The sequence below is a fragment of the Leisingera sp. S232 genome (genome assembly GCF_049800895.1).
In the GTDB taxonomy this organism is placed as follows: Bacteria; Pseudomonadota; Alphaproteobacteria; order Rhodobacterales; family Rhodobacteraceae; genus Leisingera.
The window spans coordinates 48888-66265 of the sequence record NZ_JBNAFX010000025.1 but is presented as its reverse complement, the minus strand read 5'-3'; the positions used below and the strand labels follow the sequence as shown (position 1 = coordinate 66265).

The 17378-nt window shown below is 59.7% G+C and carries 10 protein-coding genes; 1 reads left to right on the top strand and 9 read right to left on the bottom strand.

Going from position 1 to position 17378, the window contains the following annotated elements; genetic code table 11:
* Positions 1-165 precede the first annotated feature (165 nt).
* Complete coding sequence (locus ACP151_RS14950) at positions 166-4719, bottom strand: DUF2891 family protein (RefSeq protein ID WP_424979704.1); 4554 nt, start codon at positions 4717-4719, stop codon at positions 166-168.
* 562 nt (positions 4720-5281) lie between these two features.
* Positions 5282-5746: an Lrp/AsnC family transcriptional regulator gene (locus ACP151_RS14945; protein WP_424979703.1), complete on the bottom strand. Its 465-nt coding sequence runs from the start codon at positions 5744-5746 to the stop codon at positions 5282-5284.
* Positions 5747-5840: 94 nt separating this feature from the next.
* Here ACP151_RS14945 and ACP151_RS14940 point away from each other — a divergent pair, with 94 nt between their 5' ends.
* Positions 5841-7280 carry an aminotransferase class V-fold PLP-dependent enzyme gene (locus tag ACP151_RS14940; protein ID WP_424979702.1) on the top strand — a complete coding sequence of 480 codons (1440 nt, stop codon included), beginning with the start codon at positions 5841-5843 and terminating at the stop codon, positions 7278-7280.
* 208 nt (positions 7281-7488) lie between these two features.
* Here the strand turns inward: ACP151_RS14940 and ACP151_RS14935 are convergent, their stop codons facing one another.
* The 7 genes from ACP151_RS14935 to ptsP form a co-directional block, all read right to left on the bottom strand.
* Positions 7489-9174 (bottom strand): AMP-binding protein, encoded by a 1686-nt coding sequence (locus ACP151_RS14935; RefSeq protein WP_424979701.1) that lies wholly within the window; start codon positions 9172-9174, stop codon positions 7489-7491.
* A gap of 1 nt (position 9175) precedes the next feature.
* Positions 9176-10336, bottom strand: coding sequence for an acyl-CoA dehydrogenase family protein (locus ACP151_RS14930; RefSeq protein ID WP_424979700.1), 1161 nt, complete (start codon positions 10334-10336; stop codon positions 9176-9178).
* 123 nt (positions 10337-10459) lie between these two features.
* Positions 10460-11266, bottom strand: coding sequence for an enoyl-CoA hydratase family protein (locus ACP151_RS14925; protein WP_424979699.1), 807 nt, complete (start codon positions 11264-11266; stop codon positions 10460-10462).
* Positions 11263-11715, bottom strand: coding sequence for a MarR family winged helix-turn-helix transcriptional regulator (locus ACP151_RS14920; RefSeq protein WP_424979698.1), 453 nt, complete (start codon positions 11713-11715; stop codon positions 11263-11265). The genes ACP151_RS14925 and ACP151_RS14920 overlap by 4 nt, the downstream gene beginning before the upstream one ends.
* Positions 11712-12437: an SDR family NAD(P)-dependent oxidoreductase gene (locus tag ACP151_RS14915; protein ID WP_424979697.1), complete on the bottom strand. Its 726-nt coding sequence runs from the start codon at positions 12435-12437 to the stop codon at positions 11712-11714. The genes ACP151_RS14920 and ACP151_RS14915 overlap by 4 nt, the downstream gene beginning before the upstream one ends.
* Entirely contained in the window at positions 12434-14728 is a 2295-nt protein-coding gene (locus ACP151_RS14910) for a bifunctional salicylyl-CoA 5-hydroxylase/oxidoreductase (RefSeq protein ID WP_424979696.1), read from the bottom strand. Before ACP151_RS14910 ends, ACP151_RS14915 begins: the two co-directional genes overlap by 4 nt.
* Before the next feature lie 160 nt (positions 14729-14888).
* Positions 14889-17129 (bottom strand): phosphoenolpyruvate--protein phosphotransferase, encoded by a 2241-nt coding sequence (gene ptsP, locus ACP151_RS14905; RefSeq protein ID WP_424979695.1) that lies wholly within the window; start codon positions 17127-17129, stop codon positions 14889-14891.
* Between the last annotated feature and the right edge of the window lie 249 nt (positions 17130-17378).

Genomic DNA, 17378 nt, shown 5'->3' with positions numbered 1-17378 from the left:
ATCCACATCCGCATCGCTCTCATGAACCGATTCTCGGCCCTCGGCACCGCCGAGATCGTGTGTGATGGATGAATCCGCCGCGGAAAGGGGAAGCTCGTCCTCAAAACGAGTTGCGCAACAACGCCGATTACAGCATCAAAGCCCCCCGCTACCGAAGTCCAGACCCTAGAAGATGAAGTCCTCTTCCTCAAGCTCTTCCTCGGACTGGATCATAAGCAACCGAGACGCATCTCCTAAGTCGATATCGAGTGTGGTTGTTCCATCAGTGAAGCTGAGAGCTGCCATGAGCTCTTGCGGGGTTTCGAATACAGATCCGAATGCTGAGACATCAATTTGGTCTGCTTCGGCATTTTGCCCGAAGTCAGTGATCTGCAACGTGCCGGCTTCGGCCGTCACCTGAAAGATATCGTCACCTGCCCCGCCGACCAAGGTATCGTCGCCACCGCTTGCGATCAAAAGATCATTGCCTGCGCCGCCGTCCAGCAGGTTGTTTTCCGCATTGCCAGTCAAACTGTCGGCGCCACTGCCGCCCAGAATGTTTTCGATACCATCATAGCTGTTGCCGTATTGGTCGGTTCCTGCGGTCAAATCGACAGCAAACCCGAAAGTGCTGACAGTCGAATTCGCAATATCATAGGTGTCATTGCCTGCCCCGCCGATAAAGACATCGCCCGTGCCATCGTCATAGCCGGCCCGCAGCGTGTCATCGCCGTCGCCGCCGTTCAGCGTGTCTTTGCCGTCCAGGCCGTCCAGCAGGTTGTTTTCCGCATCACCAGTCAAACTGTCAGCGCCACTGCCGCCCAGAATGTTTTCGATGCCATCATAGATGTTGCCGTATTGGTCGGTTCCGGCGGTCAGGTCGATTTCAAACCCGAATGTGCTGACAGCAGAATTCGCAATATCATAGGTGTCATTGCCTGCCCCGCCAATGAAGACATCGCCCGTACCATCGTCATAGCCGGCCCGCAGCGTGTCATCGCCGTCGCCGCCGTTCAGCGTGTCTTTGCCGTCCAGGCCGTCGAGCAGATCATCTCCCGCGCCGCCGATCAGTTCATCCGCGCCCGCGCCTCCTGTCAGGACCAGGTCCACCACCACGGGGGGCGTGTCAGTCCCTTGCCATTCTTCGATCAGTGCCGTCAGGCTTCCATCCGGATCATCGACAGGCATCTGCCCCGGCAAATCAGCGGCAAAGGACGCGAAGTTCGGCAGCCAATGGCCAGGGCCAACGCTTGCTCCCATTTCGGGCGCATATGTTTCGGTCCATTCTATGATATTGGTGTAGGCATCATAAAAGGCTGGGTTCTGGGTCTCTTCAAACAGAGCCCAATAGCCATAGGCTGACGAGATTGCGATCCCCGCCGAATGGGAGAACCCGACACCAGCGTCCAACCGCGCCCCTTCGGTATCCAGAAGCGAATCAAGCGACCCGTCTGTCACACTTTCCAACATCTGGTCGTGAGTAGCCTGAAACAATTCCGTATCCGTGGAGCCGGCAATCACTTGGGAATAGGCCGACAGGGACAGGGACGAAAAGAAGTCGCCTTCAGCGATTGAAGTGTTGCCATTCACATTCGTGTCGGCCTGAATTTGGTCAAACAACTGCAGATACCGGCTTTCGGCATCTGCGTCGCCCTGATGTTGGGCATATTGGATGAGGTTCGCGATCTTCCAGTTTGCGTCGTTATAGGAACCCGCCCCCTGATCCGATGTGCCGCTTGCAAGCTGAGACGTCAGATCGGCCTCAAGCTCATCGGCAAAATGCGCGCCGGCAGGAGCCAGATTGTCGATGCCATTGTCCTGCAACTTGGTGTCAAGGTTCAACAACCATGCCCAGCCATAGGGATCGTTGAAATTCAGATCGATCTCTCCCTGAACATCTTCGGGCGCAAAACGCGCGTCGACAAAGGCCTGCAAACCCGCCTGATCCCCCGAGGCTTCATAAGCCGCGACATTGGCCAGATGCGCGTGGACACTGGAATGCCAATCAATTGATCCATCGAAGATAGGCGCGTCACTGTTGCCTTGGCCATCGATGTAGCTATCGGCAGCGGCGTCGAAAACATTGAGCAAATCAGCGTCGACTTCGCCGTTTAAATAGAGGGCCGCATCGACAGGATCTGTAGGATCTGTGGGGGGCTCAGGGTCAACGGGATCAGAGCTGAGGTCTTGCCACACGGCATCCGTTTCGCTGACCACCAGTTCGATGTCCTGACGGCTGACTTCGGCGCCAGCCGCGTCCGTACCAACAATCGAGACCTCATAAACATGGTCGCGGTCCGTGTCCCAGACCTGTTCAAAGTTGGGTGTGAACCAGTCTTGAAAGGAAACATCGCCGGTCTCGGGATCGATCACAAAAACGCCTGCGTCTTCGCCGACAAGCGCGTAGCTTACGCCATCAACGTTGGGGCCGGCAAAGCTGTCCTCTTCGGTTTCCGGATCAATAGGGTCTGCCCCATCGCCGCCATCAGAAGGCCCGTCGGCCACCGCCTCTTGCCAGACAGCATCGGTCTCGCTGACCACCAATTCGATGTCCTGACGACCGACTTCGGCGCCAGCCGCGTCCGTACCAACAATCGAGACCTCATAAACATGGTCGCGGTCCGTGTCCCAGACCTGTTCAAAGTTGGGTGTGAACCAGTCTTGAAAGGAAACATCGCCGGTCTCGGGATCGATCACAAAAACGCCTGCGTCTTCGCCGACAAGCGCGTAGCTTACGCCATCAACGTTGGGGCCGGCAAAGCTGTCGTCTTCGGTTTCCGGATCAATAGGGTCTGTCCCGTCGCCGCCATCAGAGGGCCCGTCGGCCACCGCCTCTTGCCAGACAGCATCGGTCTCGCTGACCACCAATTCGATGTCCTGACGGCTGACTTCGGCGCCAGCCGCGTCCGTACCAACAATCGAGACCTCATAAACATGGTCGCGGTCCATGTCCCAGACTTCATCGTAGTTTGGCGTGAACCAGTTCTGAAAGGAGACATCGCCGGTCTCGGGATCGATCACAAATACCCCGGTGTCCTGGCCGACAAGCGCATAAGACACGCCATCGGCATTCTCGCCGGCAAAGACACCTTCGCCCGGTTCGCCATTGCCTGTGTCATCTCCACCGCCAGAACCATCGGGGTCTTCGCCCGAGACTGCGTCGCGCCAGACGGCGTCGGTTTCACTGACGACAAGTTCAAGATGTTGCTGGCTGACTTCGACACCATTTGCATCAGTACCGACGACAGACACTTCGTAAACATGATCACGATCCTCGTCCCAGACCTGATAATAGTTGGGCGTGAACCAGCTCTGATAGGCCACATCCCCCGTCGCAGGATCCACCACGAACAGATCTGCATCGGCACCAGAGAGCGTATAGAGTGTGGCATCGCCGCCGTCTGAGATGCCGTCACCACCGTCTGTTCCGCCAACGGTGTCATCGCCGGCGCCGCCGGTCAGCGTTTCCTCACCGATCAAATCGCCCGTCTCGGCATCGCGCCAGGACACGTCTGTCTGTGTGACCACAAGATTGAGATTGCTGCGGTCAATTTCGGCCCCCGCCGCGTCACGCTCGACAACGGACACTTCATATGTGTGGTCCCCATTGGCATCCCAGACCTGACTGTATTGGGGCGTAAACCACTCGATGTTGGAGAGCGTGCCATTGTCCGGATCAATGATGAAGTAGCCTGCGTCCGGCCCTTCAAGTACAAAGGTGTCGAGGCTGGTATCGTCTGACGCGTCGCCACCACCACTCGTGTCCTCGCCGCCGCAGAACACTTCTGGGCCTTCGCCCGTGTCCGTTCCTGTCAGTGTCCCGGACAGGCCAAGGTCCGCCGCGCTCAGCGGTGTTTCATGCTGGATGACAACCACCAAAGTGCCGCCTGTGACGTCGAGGTTCAGGGTGCTTTGATAAGGACCATATGTCATCTGGGCAGAAACGGACTCAGCCGTTTCATAGCCTGCAATCGCGGTCAGATCGATCTGGTCCGCTGCGCCATTGGCGCCAAAATCTGTAATAAGCACAGTCCCCGGCACGTCTTGCAGCAGGAACACATCGTCGCCATCGCCGCCCGACACGATATCGTTGTCTCCGCCCCCAGACAGGGTATCATTGCCCGCCCCGCCGGACAGAATGTCATCGCCGGAGCCGCCCAAAAGCGTGTCATCGCCAACCCCCGCGTTCATCGTATCATTGCCCGCCCCGCCTTCGGCATAGAAAGATGAACCGGCAAAGGCGCCGTCTACAAAGTCATTGCCTGCATCCATGAAGATACGGTCAGAATCTTCACGTCTGCCGATAAAGGCCAGATCATTTCCGTCGCCAGCGTGGATCTCATCATTGCCCTGACTGCCGGCCAAAGTGTCGTTGCCTACGCCGCCGTAAATTGTGTCGGTCCCCACAGAGCCGATCAAATGGTCATCGCCCTCGCGGCCATAAATCAGATCATCCCCGTCACGACCAAAAACATGATCGTTGCCAGCTCCGGTATCGATCAGGTCATTACCATCAAGGCCCTCGATCTCATCGTCGCCTTCACCACCTATCAACGTGTCATCACCATGGCCGCCGCGCAGCGTGTCATTCCCATTGCCGCCGACAAGTGAATCCGCCCCCAGATCGCCAACAAGACTGTCGTTGCCGTCACCGCCAAACAAAGTGTCAGCGCCGTCTGTCCCCAAAATCGTATCGCTGTCTGGGCTCCCGAAAACGGGCTCTTCTGGATCAACTGGCATGCATGCTACTCCGGCACTAAGTGACCCAGGAGTCACTTCTAAAACTGGTTCTCTGAGTAACAGACAATGATTGTGAGCCTATCCATTCGTGGCATTTGCCCAGTTTTTAACAAAAATTGACCCGAAATTGCGCCCAATGCGAAAGACCTCTCAATTCTGTCATCAAACTGAAAACAGTACGCTACGTCGGCGGTGTTGCGCCCCCCCTCCCCCTTCACTCTGAACTTAGGCGACGCGGACGATCTCGAAGAGACTGTTTGCTCAGGTGGGTTGCCAGATCATCACGGTTTTCTCTGCGCCATGCCCCACGGCCAGCGCGCCGGACGCCCTGGCAGCCATCAAAGTGGCGGCCTTTGCACCATGGCGTTCAGTTCTACTTGCCCGATGTAAAAACCCGGGGATGGACCGTTTTTAAAAGAACTCTTTTATGGAGCAACGGACCGGACAGGTGTTGCTGCCGCAGGCAGTTGCCCACAAAGCATTTGCTGCCTGGCACACAGCGACCAGTATGTCTGACGACTGCCCGATCACCCGTGTGCCCTGCCATCAGGGATTTGCCGCTCTACAATTTCAGGGGGCGTTGCTCTGCAATGGTTTCCATCGAAAAGTAAGAGGTCACAGAGTCGAGTTCCACAGAGGAAATGAGGCGCTGGTACACACGGTCATAGCTGTTCATATCGGCAGTAATGACTTTGGCCATATAATCGTAGTCGCCGCTGATCCGGAAGAAATCCACCACTTCGGGAATGTTCAGCACGGCCCGGCGCAGCTCCTTTAGCCAGTCCGCAGAATGGTGGCGGGTGCGGATAAGCACAAAAACAACCAGCTCCATGCCGATCTTGTCACGGCTCACCTTGATGGTCGAGCCATTGATCACACCTGCAGCGGTCAGGCTTTGCAGGCGGCGCCAGCACGCATTTTGCGACAGGCCGACCTGGTCAGCCAGCTCCCTTTGAGACAGCGACCCGTCTGCCTGAAGGGCATTCAGGATATCCCTGTCCTTCTGATCTAATTTTTCCCCACCCATGTTGTCAAAGCCTCCATATTTTCTGAAATTATGCAATTAAAAAGATCAATTTTTGCAAAGATCGTGGAGTAAGATCCCCGTAGGAGGTCCCAACATGTCTATCGAAGTTTTCCGGAACGCGCTGAAATCCGGCGATGTTGTCAAATCAGTCCGCGAGGGCATCATCGGCGATGGCGTCAAGATCCCGGGGCTGTTCGGCGAGGTTCCGCTGACCTATGCCGATTACGTCGCCTCCGGCCGCGCCCTGGCCCAGGTCGAAGACTATGTGCGCGAACATGTCCTGCCTTATTACGCCAACAGCCACACTGAGGCCTCCTATTGCGGTCAATACATCACCCGGCTCCGGGCTGCGGCGCGGGCGGAAATTTCTCGTCTGACACATGCCGATGACGGCTGCTCCGTGATCTTCACCGGCTCAGGCGCAACTGCAGGTCTTAATCGTCTGGTCGGGCTGTTCGGTGTGAACAAAGCCAGGAAAGCTGTGGTTTTCATCGGCCCTTATGAACATCATTCCAACATCCTGCCCTGGCGCGAAAGCAACGCGACCGTCGTCGAGGTTCCTGAAACCCCCGAAGGCGGTCCAAATCTGGAAGCGCTGGAAGCGGCGCTGATTGACCATCAGGACGCAGATGTTAAAATCGGCAGCTTTTCGGCGGCCTCGAATGTGACCGGCGTCATCACCCAGCCGGACGAGGTGACGCGGCTGCTGAAAAAGCACGGCGCCCTTTCCGTTTGGGACTATGCCGGCGGCGCCCCTTACCTGCCAATCGATATGAACCCGGCGCCCGACTGCCGCAAGGACGCGGTTGTGGTCTCCCCGCATAAGTTCCCGGGCGGCCCCGGTGCAACTGGCGTGCTGATCCTCCGCGATGAGGCGGTCGTCAGCCATGTGCCGACCTGGCCGGGCGGCGGCACCGTCACCTTTGTCTCACCGTGGAAACACCATTACACCGGCAGCCTTGCCGCCCGCGAAGAGGCTGGAACCCCCAATGTAGTCGGCGATATCCGTGCGGCACTGGCGTTTGTGGTCAAAGATGAAATCACCCAGGACTTCATTTCCAAGCGCGAAGCGGAAATGAACAAAATGGCAATCGAATCCTGGAGCCAGAACCGGCAGCTGGTTCTGCTTGGCACCCAGCATGAACACCGCCTGCCGATCTTCTCCTTTCTGGTCACACGCAAGGACGGAACCCGGTTTCATCACCAGCTGTTCACCCGCATGCTGAGCGACGTTTACGGCATTCAGGTCCGCGGCGGCTGTGCCTGCGCAGGCCCTTATGCGCACTCCCTGCTCAACATCGACGCAGACAGGTCCGAAGAACTGTTCGGCGAGCTGCAGCAAGGCAACGAGCTGGAAAAACCCGGCTGGGTGCGTCTGAATTTCAGCTATCTGATGAGCGATGAGAAAGTGCGTTACGTCATCGAAAGCGTCAATGCGCTGACCACCCGTCTGGAGGAGCTGGAACCAAAGTTCAAAGCTGACCCGAAGACTGCCCGCTTTGCTTTCGATACCGATGAGCTCGAAGTGGCCTGACCCCGCAGACAAAGACCCAGCCTGGCTGCAGGCACTGCCGCAGCAGCCAGGTGACGTCCAGCCCCGATGCGAGGATTTGACAGTGCAGGAGCAGCCCCGATTCAACGTGTGCGGCGGTCAGCGCACGGTGCCAAATGCCCGCCTGCATGACCGGTCGCCGCTGCCCCCAAGCTCAAAGCCCGCGCTTTTCCAGCTGTGGCTGCAGCCCTCACCTGTACATTCGACTTGTTTGACTTACCGGATTTTTCTCCGCACCAAAATCTGCGCCCGGCGCTGGCCGCTCGTCTTTCAGCTTAAATCGTTGGATTTTTCCTGTCTCCGTTTTTGGCAGAGCTTGCGTGAACACCACCGAACGCGGGTATTTGTACGGTGCAATCGCGGCTTTGACATGCTCCTGCAGCAGCTTGACCAGCACATCTGACGGCACCTGCCCGCCGGCCAGCACCACATGGGCCTGTACAATCTCACCGCGCGCCTCATCCGGCGCGCCAACCACCGCACATTCCGCCACCGCATCATGGGCCAACAATGCCGCCTCCACTTCCGGACCGGCAATATTGTACCCGGAAGAGACAATCATGTCGTCGTTGCGGGCCGCAAAATGCAAATATCCATCTTTGTCCCGGATGAAGCTGTCCCCGGTTATATTCCAGCCGTCCTGCACATATTCCGCCTGCCGGGCATCCGCCAAATAGCGGCAGCCTGTCGGTCCTTTGACCGCCAACCGCCCGGCCTCGCCGCGCGGCGCCTCATTGCCGTCCGCATCCAGCACCTTCACCTGATAGCCCGCCACCGGTTTGCCGGTGCAGGCCGGCCGGTGATCACTGAACCGGTTGGTGATGAAAATATGCAAAAGCTCCGTCGCGCCGATCCCATCCAGCATCGGCTTTCCGGTTTTCTGCATCCAGTCCTCATAGACCGGCGCAGGCAGGGTTTCACCGGCAGAAACCGCCGCTCTGAGCGAGCTGAGATCCGCACCTTCATCCATCGCCTTCAGCATCACCCTATAGGCCGTCGGCGCGGTAAAGCAGACAGTTGCCTTATATTTTTCAATGATCTCAATGAGGTTTGGCGGCGTCGCGTTCTCCAGCAGTGTCGCTGCGGCCCCGAACCGCAGCGGGAAAATCGCCAATCCGCCAAGGCCAAAGGTAAAAGCCAAAGGCGGCGAGCCGACAAACACATCCTCGGGCTGCACATCCAGCACTTCACGCGCATATGCGTCGGCGATAATCAGCAGATCCCTATGGAAATGCATCGTCGCCTTGGGCGCCCCCGTGGTGCCTGAAGTAAATCCCAGCAGCGCCACATCATCGCGGCCCGTCTTCACGGCCTCATAGGTCACCGGTTTTTCCAGCGCCAGCCGATCCAGCTCCGCATCATGGTTAGAAGTGCCATCGAACCCGACAACCGTTTTCAGGAATGCCGATCCCTTGGCGCAGGCCACCAGCTCATCCTTCAGCCTGGTGTCACACAGCGCATGGGAGATCTCGGCCTTGTCGACAATCTTGGCCAGTTCCCCCTTGCGCAACAGCGGCATGGTATTAACCACCACCGCACCCGCCTTGGTCGCCGCCAGCCAGCATGCCACCATCGCAGGGTTGTTGGCAGACCGGATCAGTACCCGGTTGCCAGGCTTCATCCCCAGGTCCTCGCTCAGCACATGGGCCAGGCGGTTGGTCCAGTCGGCCAGCTCCTTGTAAGTGCGGTAGCGGCCGTTGCCGATAAGCGCAATACGATCCCCAAAGCCTCTGTCCACCATCGCATCAGTCAGTTCGACCGCAGCGTTCAACTGCTCAGGGTACTGAAAGCCGTCCAGCAGGAACTCCGGCCATTGTTCGGCAGGCGGCAGATTGTCCCGGGCAAATGTATCGGTATGCGCGCTTGGCCCCAGCATCTTAACTCCCTCCCTGAAAGGCGCCCATAGCCTGCCGGGCGATCACCACCCGCTGCACATCCGAGGCCCCCTCATAGATGCGCAAAGCCCGGATATCCCGGTACAGCTCTTCCACTTTCTGGCCACGGCGCACACCGTCGCCGCCATGCAGCTGCACCGCCCTGTCGATGACGGCCTGCGCCTGATCAGTGGAAAACAGTTTGGCCATCGCCGCCTCGCGGGTGACCCGCGCTGCCCCAGAATCCTTGGCCCAGGCCGCGCGGTAGACAAGCAGCGCCGATGCATCCACATCCAGCGCCATGTCCGCGATATGCCCCTGCACCATCTGCAGATCAAACAACGGCGCTCCCTGCACCTGCCGCGCCGTCACCCGCGCCAGCGCCTCATCCAGCGCCCGGCGGGCAAATCCCAGCGCCGCCGCCGCCACGGTGGAGCGGAACACATCCAGCACTGACATCGCAATCTTGAATCCCTGCCCCGGCTGCCCCAGCAACGCCGATTTCGGAATGCGGCAATCGCTAAACCTCAGCGTTGCCAACGGATGCGGCGCGATGGTCTCCAGCCGCTCCGTCACTTCAAATCCGGGCAGGCCTGCCGGCACGACAAAAGCGCTTAAGCCCTTCGCCCCCGGCGCCTCGCCGGTACGGGCAAACAGCGTGTAGACATCAGCAATGCCGCCGTTGGAGATCCAGGTCTTCTCGCCGTTCAGCACGTAGCTGCCACCATCCAGCGCCGCAGTCATGGTGGAATTGGCCACATCCGAACCCGATTGCGGTTCAGTCAGGGCAAAGGCTGAAATCGCCTTGCCCGCCTGCGTCAAAGGCAACCACTCCTGCTGCTGCGCCTCTGTGCCAAACAACGAGATCGCCCCGGTGCCCAGCCCCTGCATGGCAAAGGCAAAATCCGCCAGCCCGTCATGGCGCGCCAAGGTCTCGCGGATCAGACACAGCGTGCGCACATCCAGCGGCTCGCCCGCCATGGCTCCGGAATGCTGCGTCCAGCCGCCCGCACCCAGTGCGGCCACCCGCGCCCGGCAGGCGGCATCGGTGTCGGAATGATCCATTCCCGCCAGCTGTGCTGCAGCCCAGGCTTCCAGCTCCTCCGCCAGCGCCCGGTGCCGCTCCTCAAAAAACGGCCAGTTCAGAAACGTCCTGTCCGCCATGATGCGGCCCTCCCAGTTTCATCTTTCCCCAAATACTCATATCCCGCCGCCCGCCAGGAAGCCTTGCCGCCAAAAGGGCGCTCCCACACTCTCCTCCGGCGCAGGCCCCAGCGATGTCACATTTCAATCGCCCTCAAACAGCGGCTTTTCCTTGTTCACAAAGGCATGAAAGGCACGCTCGAAATCTGCCGTCTGCATGCAGATTGCCTGCGCCTGCGCCTCCGCTTCGATCGCCTGTTCAATCGACATCGACCATTCCTGCGCCAGCATGGTCTTGGTCATCATATGGCCAAAGTTCGGACCTGCGGCGATCCGCTCTGCCCATGCCTGCGCCTCCGCTTCCAGTTCATCCGCCGCGACCAGCTTGTTGTGAAAGCCCCAGGCGTATGCCTCATCCGCGCTCATTGACCGGCCCGTATACAGAAGTTCCGCCGCCCGCCCCTGGCCGATGATCCGCGGCAGGATGGCACAAGCGCCCATGTCGCAGCCCGCCAGCCCGACACGGGTGAACAGAAACGCGGTCTTGGCCGCAGGCGTGGCAATCCGGATGTCCGAGGCCATGGCGATGATTGCACCGGCCCCAACGCAGATCCCGTCAATTGCCGCGATCACCGGCTTGCCACAGGTCACCATCGCCTTGACCAGGTCCCCGGTCATCCGGGTGAAGGCCAGCAGCTCCTTCATGCTCATGCCGACCAGCGGCCCGATGATGTCATGCACATCGCCGCCGGAACAGAAATTGCCACCGTTGGAAGCAAAGACCACCGCCTTGACGCTGTCGTCATAGTGCAGATCACGGAACCAGTTGCGCAGCTCTGCGTAGCTGTCGAAGGTCAGCGGATTTTTCCGGTCCGGCCGATCCAGCGAAATGATGGCAATGCCCTCTTTGATCTGGCACAGAAAATGCACAGGAGTCCGGTTTACCTTCATCGCTTGCCTCCGGCTTCCAGCCGCCGCGCCACCGCTTCCAGGCTTTCGGCAATGCCTTGCGCCTCATCCGCCGTCAGCCCGTCAAAGGCGGCGTTGATCCAGCCCTCATGCGCCTCGGCCTGACGCGAAAACTCGGCCTGGCCCGCCCCCGTCAGCCGCACCAGATTGGCGCGGCGGTCACCTTCGACCTTCTCGCGCTGCACATGCCCGTCCTCGACCAGCCGCTCGACGATGCCTGTGACATTGCCGTTCGACACTTTCAAAACGCCAGACAACTCACTCATCTTGAGCCCTTTTTCGTGCTGCATCAGGGCCGCCATCACGTCAAACCGCGGCAGCGTGGTTGCAAAATCCCGCCGCAGGTTCTCGCGCACGTCGCTCTCCACCGCCTTGGTGGCCTTCAGCACCTTCAGCCACAGGCGCAGCCGATCTTTTGATGTCGTGCTCAAATTTCCCCTCCCGACACACTCATTGCGTGCCCATTGATCGAAGCCGCGCCCTTGGATGCAAGGAAAACCGCCGTCGCGGCCACTTCCTCCGGCGCGATCAGCCGCTGCATCGGGTTGCCGCCTACCACCATATTCAGCGCCTTCTCCCTCGGGATGTCATGCCGGCTCATCAGCCCGGTGATGGCTGTTTCGGCCATCTCGGTATCGACAAACCCGGGGCAGATCGCATTGCAGGTGATCCCGCGCTTGGCCACGCTGTGTGCAACAGACCGTACCAGACCCAGCACCCCATGTTTGGACGCGGCATAGGCCGGGATATATGCTCCCCCCTGCAACGACGCCGTGGAGGCAATTGCCATCAGCCGCCCGCCCGGCTCCATGCCCGCCCGCAAGGCGGCCCGAAAGGTCAGGAAGGTGCCGGTCATATTCACCGTCAGCGTGCGCTGCCAATCCTCAAGCGCAACATCCTCGATCCGCGCGGCAACACCGGTGCCGGCATTGGCAATGACCACCTCATAGGGCGCATCAAACAGCGCCTCCACCTGCCCCTCATCCGTCACATCCGCCACACGGATCTCCATCCCCGGCCTGTCCGCCGCCGCCTCCAGCGGCGCCCGACGACGGCCCGCAATGGTGACATGGCAGCCATCGGCAGCAAAAGCCTGCGCTATTGCCCTGCCGATCCCGGTGCCGCCGCCTGTGACCAATACTCTGCGTGTCATGCCCGGATCACCTCCGCTTCACGGTCCGCCAGCCGCCAGGCCTGATCCCGGCCCGCATGATAGGGCAGCGGCCAGCCGCCATGCCGGTCACCGATCCGCGCGGCCTCGTGCAAGGTCCAATAGGGATCTGCCAGATGCGGGCGCCCCACGCAGACCAGATCCGCCCGCCCCGCCATCAGGATCGAATTGGCGTGATCCGCCTCGTAAATATTGCCCACCGCCATGGTGGCTATTCCCGCCTCGTTGCGGATGCGGTCGGAAAACGGCGTCTGGAACATCCGGCCATAGACCGGCTGTGCATCCATCGACGTCTGCCCGGCTGAGACATCTATGATATCCGCCCCGGCGAGGCCAAAGGCCTTGGCGATTTCCACGGCCTCCTCTGGCGTGACGCCTGCGTCACCGACCCAGTCGCTGGCAGAGATCCTGACCGACATCGGCTTATCCTGTGGCCAGACCGCACGCATCGCCTGGAACACCTCCAGCGGGTAGCGCAGACGGTTTTTCAGACTGCCGCCGTATTCATCCGCCCGAATGTTCGATTTTGGTGATATGAAGGAGGAAATCAGATACCCATGCGCCGCATGAAGTTCGATCATGTCAAACCCGGAACGCTCTGCCATCTGTACTGATGCAACAAATTCATCTCGAATTTGATCCATTTCACTTCGCGAAATTTCCCTCGGCACCGGGTTGTTTGCCGACCACGGAATGGGCGACGCGGAAACCGTTTCCCAATTGCCTTCCGGCAGCGGCGCGTCCATCACGTCCCAGCCCAGCTGGGTCGACCCCTTGCGACCCGAGTGACCGATCTGGCAGCAGATTTTCGCACGGGTCTCTGCATGTACAAATTCCGTCAGCCGCGTCCAGGCTGCCTCATGTTCCGGCGCATAAAGCCCCGGACAGCCGGGCGTGATCCGCCCCGTGGCCGAGACACAGGTCATTTCAGTATAGATCAGCGCCGCCCCGCCTTTGGCACGTTCGCCGTAATGGATCAGGTGCCAGTCACCGGGACATCCATCCACCGCCTTGTACTGCGCCATGGGCGAGACCACGATGCGGTTCTGCAGCTCCATCCCCCGCAGTTTGTACGGGGCAAACATCGGCGGCCGCACCGGCGCATCCGCAGAGGCGCCGGCCTTGTCCTGAAACCATTTCTCGGCGCTTTGCAGCCAGTCGGCATCCCGCAGCCGCAGGTTTTCATGGCTGATCCGCTGCGAGCGAGTCAGCAGCGCGTAATTGAACTGCACCGGATCCATGTCCAGGTAGCGTTCGACCTCCTCGAACCACTCCAGCGAATTGCGCGCCGCCGATTGCAGCCGCAGCACATCCAGCCGCCGCTCTTCCTGGTACCGTTCAAAAGCCTGCTCCAGCGTCGGCTCGGTGCTGACCAGCTCTGCCAGAGCGATGGCACTGTCAAAGGCCAGCCGCGACCCCGACCCGATGGAGAAATGCGCCGTCGCCGACGCATCCCCCAGCAGCACAATGTTCTCATGGTACCACTTTTCGCACAGCACCCTGGGGAAATTGATCCACACCGCCGCACCGCGCAGATGCGCCGCGTTCGACATCAGCGCATGGCCATCCAGATGATCGGCAAAGATCTCCTCGCATGTGCGGATGATCTCCTCCTTGCTCATGCGCTCGAAACCCCAGGCCTCCCAGGTCTCGGCAGAACATTCAACAATCACCGTCGCGGTGTCGGCATCGAACTGATAGGCGTGAATCCACATCCATCCATGCTGGGTCTTTTCGAAAATAAAGGTGAAGGCATCGTCGAATTTCTGATGGGTGCCAAGCCAGATGAACTTGCAGGGCCGCACGTCGATTTCCGGTTTAAAATGATCCGAAAACTCATTGCGAACATTGGAATTTAATCCATCGCACCCGACGACCAAATCATAGTCACTTTGATAGTCGGCCGCCGATTTCGCCAGGGTTTCAAACTGCAGATCCACGCCCAGTTCCCGCGCCCTGTCCTGCAGCAGCAGCAGCATCTTCTTGCGCCCGATCCCGGCAAACCCGTGACCGCCCGACACCGTGCGAGTGCCATTATGAACCACCGCAATATCATCCCAGTAAGCAAAGCTCTCACGGATCGCCGCGGCGCTTTTGGGGTCGTTCTCCGTCAGGTTCTCCAATGCGTCATCAGACAGCACCACCCCCCAGCCGAATGTATCATTCGCCTTGTTGCGCTCAATCACCGTGACCTCGGCCTCCGGCTGGCGCAGCTTCATTGAGATGGCAAAGTAGAGACCCGCAGGCCCTCCTCCCAAACAGGCGATTTTCATGATCATCCTCTCCCGCTCAGCGCACGTCCTTGCAGATCAGGATAAGCAGCTTGAAAGTAATTTCAAGCATAAAGTTTTAAGCTTGAAGTAACTGGATACACATGCCTTCACAGCCCCGTCGCAGAGGCACACCATGCCTCTGGCAACCGGCCAAGCAGCATCACAGGCTGCGCAGATACTCCATGACCGCTGGCCGCACCGCCTGATCGCCGCGGTGGCGGGCGTCCGCGATGATCTTGCGCAGCTCGCCCAGGTCCACCCGCAGCAGCAGCGATTTCACCGGCCCGATAGAGGCCGGACGCATCGACAGGGTGCGGATGCCCATGGCCGCCAGACAGACGGCCTCGACCGGGCGGCCCGCATCCTCGCCGCAGAAGCTGAGCGGCGTACCGGAAATCTCGCAGCGCTCCACAATCCGCTCAATGAAGCTCAGGAAGCTCACATTCAGCGTATCATAGCGGCGGCGCACCCGTTCATTCTCCCGGTCGGCAGCAAAGAAGAACTGCTTCAGGTCATTGCCCCCGATGGAGATAAAGGCCACCTCGTCGAAGAATTTCTGCGGTGCATAGGCCAGCGACGGCGTCTCAAGCATCGCGCCGACCTTTAGGTCGGCAGGCAGAACGTGGCCCAGAATGCGCTCCCGCTCGATGGTCTTATCAACCTCAGCCTTGGCTGCCCTATATTCTTCAAACTGCGCCACAAAGGGGAACATGATCGACAGGGGGCGCCCTTCGGCAGCCCGCAGCAGCGCCTGCAGCTGCATGCGCATGATGCCCGGCTTGTCCAGCCCTACACGGATAGCACGCCAGCCCAATGCCGGGTTCGGCTCATCCGTCGGCTTCATATAAGGCAGCACCTTGTCCGACCCGATGTCCAGCGTCCGGAACACAACCGGCTTGCCATGCGCCGCATCCAGAACCCGCTTGTACAGCGCCACCAGTTCCGAGCGTTTGGGCATCTGGTTGCGGACAAGAAACTGCAATTCCGTGCGGAACAGCCCGACCCCTTCGGCACCGGACGTATCCAAAGACGGCAGATCCGCCATCAGCCCGGCATTCATCACCATGTTGATGCGCTGGCCATCCGCAGTGACAGCCGACTTTTCGCGGATTGAGGCATAGCGCTCTTGCGCCTTGGTGTGCATTGCGATCTTGTCGCGGAAGGCGCCGACGACCGTGTCATCCGGGCGTAGATGCACCACCCCCTGGTCGCCGTCGACCATGATATGGTCGCCGTTCAGTGCCTCTGTGGTAACCCGCTTGGCATTGACCACCAGCGGAATAGCCAGTGCCCGCGCAACGATGGCCGCGTGAGAACCAACAGAGCCCTCCTCCAGAATAATCCCACGCAAACCGCGGCCATACTCCAGCAGATCTCCGGGGCCGATGTTGCGGGCAATCAGGATCGGATCGTCAGGCAGTTCAGCACCGGTATTGGCCCCCTGCCCGGTCAGAATCCGCAGCAGCCGGTTCGACAGGTCATCCAGATCGCTGAGACGTTCGCGCAGATAGGCGTCCTGCACCTGGCTCATCCGGGTGCGGGCCTGGGACTGTTCCTTCTCCACCGCCGCTTCGGCGCTCAGGCCACGGGCAATGTCTTCCTCCATCCGCCGCATCCAGCCCTTGGAGTTGGCAAACATCCGGTAGGCTTCCAGAACTTCCAATTGCTCTTTGTCGCCGTTGCGGGACACTTCCAGCATCTTGTCGACACCCACCCGCAGCTCTTCCACCGCATCCTTCAGCCGCTCCAGCTCCCGGACAGGATCATCAGCAATCGGATTGGTCACGATCACCCGTGGTTCATGCAACCAGACATGGCCTTCTGCCGCGCCCTCCTGAGCAGAAACACCATGTATCAGAACCGCCTGCTGGTGCAGCGGCGATAACGCCGCACCATCACCGACAAAGGCACCCAGCTCGGTCATCTCGGCGATCACCATCGCCACAACTTCCAACGCATAAACCGCGTCAGCGGAAAACTCGCGCGCTTCCTTGGATTGCACCACCAAAACGCCCAGCATCTCACCCAGGCGCTGCACCGGCACGCCTAGAAAAGAGGAAAACCGCTCTTCGCCGGTTTCCGGCATATAACGAAAGCCCTTGGCGTTGGGCGCATCCGGCGTGTTGACCACCTTGCCATATCTGGCCACCCGACCAACCAGACCCTCGCCGATTCGCATCCGGGTCTGGTGCACCGACTCGGTGTTCAGGCCTTCGGTGGCGCACAGCTCCAGCGTCTCGTCATCGCGAAACAGATAGACCGAGCACACTTCGGTTCCCATGCTGTCAGCGATCAGATGGGTGATCTTGTCGAGCCGCGCCTGACCAGCGTCATCACCCGCCATTGCCTCGCGCAAGCGGACCAGAAGCTTTCTGCTCTCGGATTCCGTATTATCGGCCATTTCCACCCTCTCCCGAGGTTTCTTCCCTGTAGACTGCCGCCCTGTCTGCTTCTCCAGGAAGAAGCTCCCCCCAGAGTAGTACGCCAGTGTTCTCTCCTCCACCCACTTGTCCCACCCCGGCGGAAAAAGTCCAAGTGTTTTTGCAGCATTGCCTGCAATCTAGCCATCCTGCAGCAGCCTGGTGCGAAAAACAGGTCGCCGCAGGGCAAACACAACAAAGGCGCCCAGAAGGCGCCCTTGCAAGGTTCA

What these genes read in the sequence shown, in the direction of transcription:
- ACP151_RS14950 (WP_424979704.1), bottom strand. Translation starts at nt 4,719, where the DNA reads ATGCCAGTTGATCCAGAAGAGCCCGTTTTCGGGAGCCCAGACAGCGAT.
- ACP151_RS14945 (WP_424979703.1), bottom strand. Translation starts at nt 5,746, where the DNA reads ATGGGTGGGGAAAAATTAGATCAGAAGGACAGGGATATCCTGAATGCC.
- ACP151_RS14940 (WP_424979702.1), top strand. Translation starts at nt 5,841, where the DNA reads ATGTCTATCGAAGTTTTCCGGAACGCGCTGAAATCCGGCGATGTTGTC.
- ACP151_RS14935 (WP_424979701.1), bottom strand. Translation starts at nt 9,174, where the DNA reads ATGCTGGGGCCAAGCGCGCATACCGATACATTTGCCCGGGACAATCTG.
- ACP151_RS14930 (WP_424979700.1), bottom strand. Translation starts at nt 10,336, where the DNA reads ATGGCGGACAGGACGTTTCTGAACTGGCCGTTTTTTGAGGAGCGGCAC.
- ACP151_RS14925 (WP_424979699.1), bottom strand. Translation starts at nt 11,266, where the DNA reads ATGAAGGTAAACCGGACTCCTGTGCATTTTCTGTGCCAGATCAAAGAG.
- ACP151_RS14915 (WP_424979697.1), bottom strand. Translation starts at nt 12,437, where the DNA reads ATGACACGCAGAGTATTGGTCACAGGCGGCGGCACCGGGATCGGCAGG.
- ACP151_RS14910 (WP_424979696.1), bottom strand. Translation starts at nt 14,728, where the DNA reads ATGAAAATCGCCTGTTTGGGAGGAGGGCCTGCGGGTCTCTACTTTGCC.
- ptsP (WP_424979695.1), bottom strand. Translation starts at nt 17,129, where the DNA reads ATGGCCGATAATACGGAATCCGAGAGCAGAAAGCTTCTGGTCCGCTTG.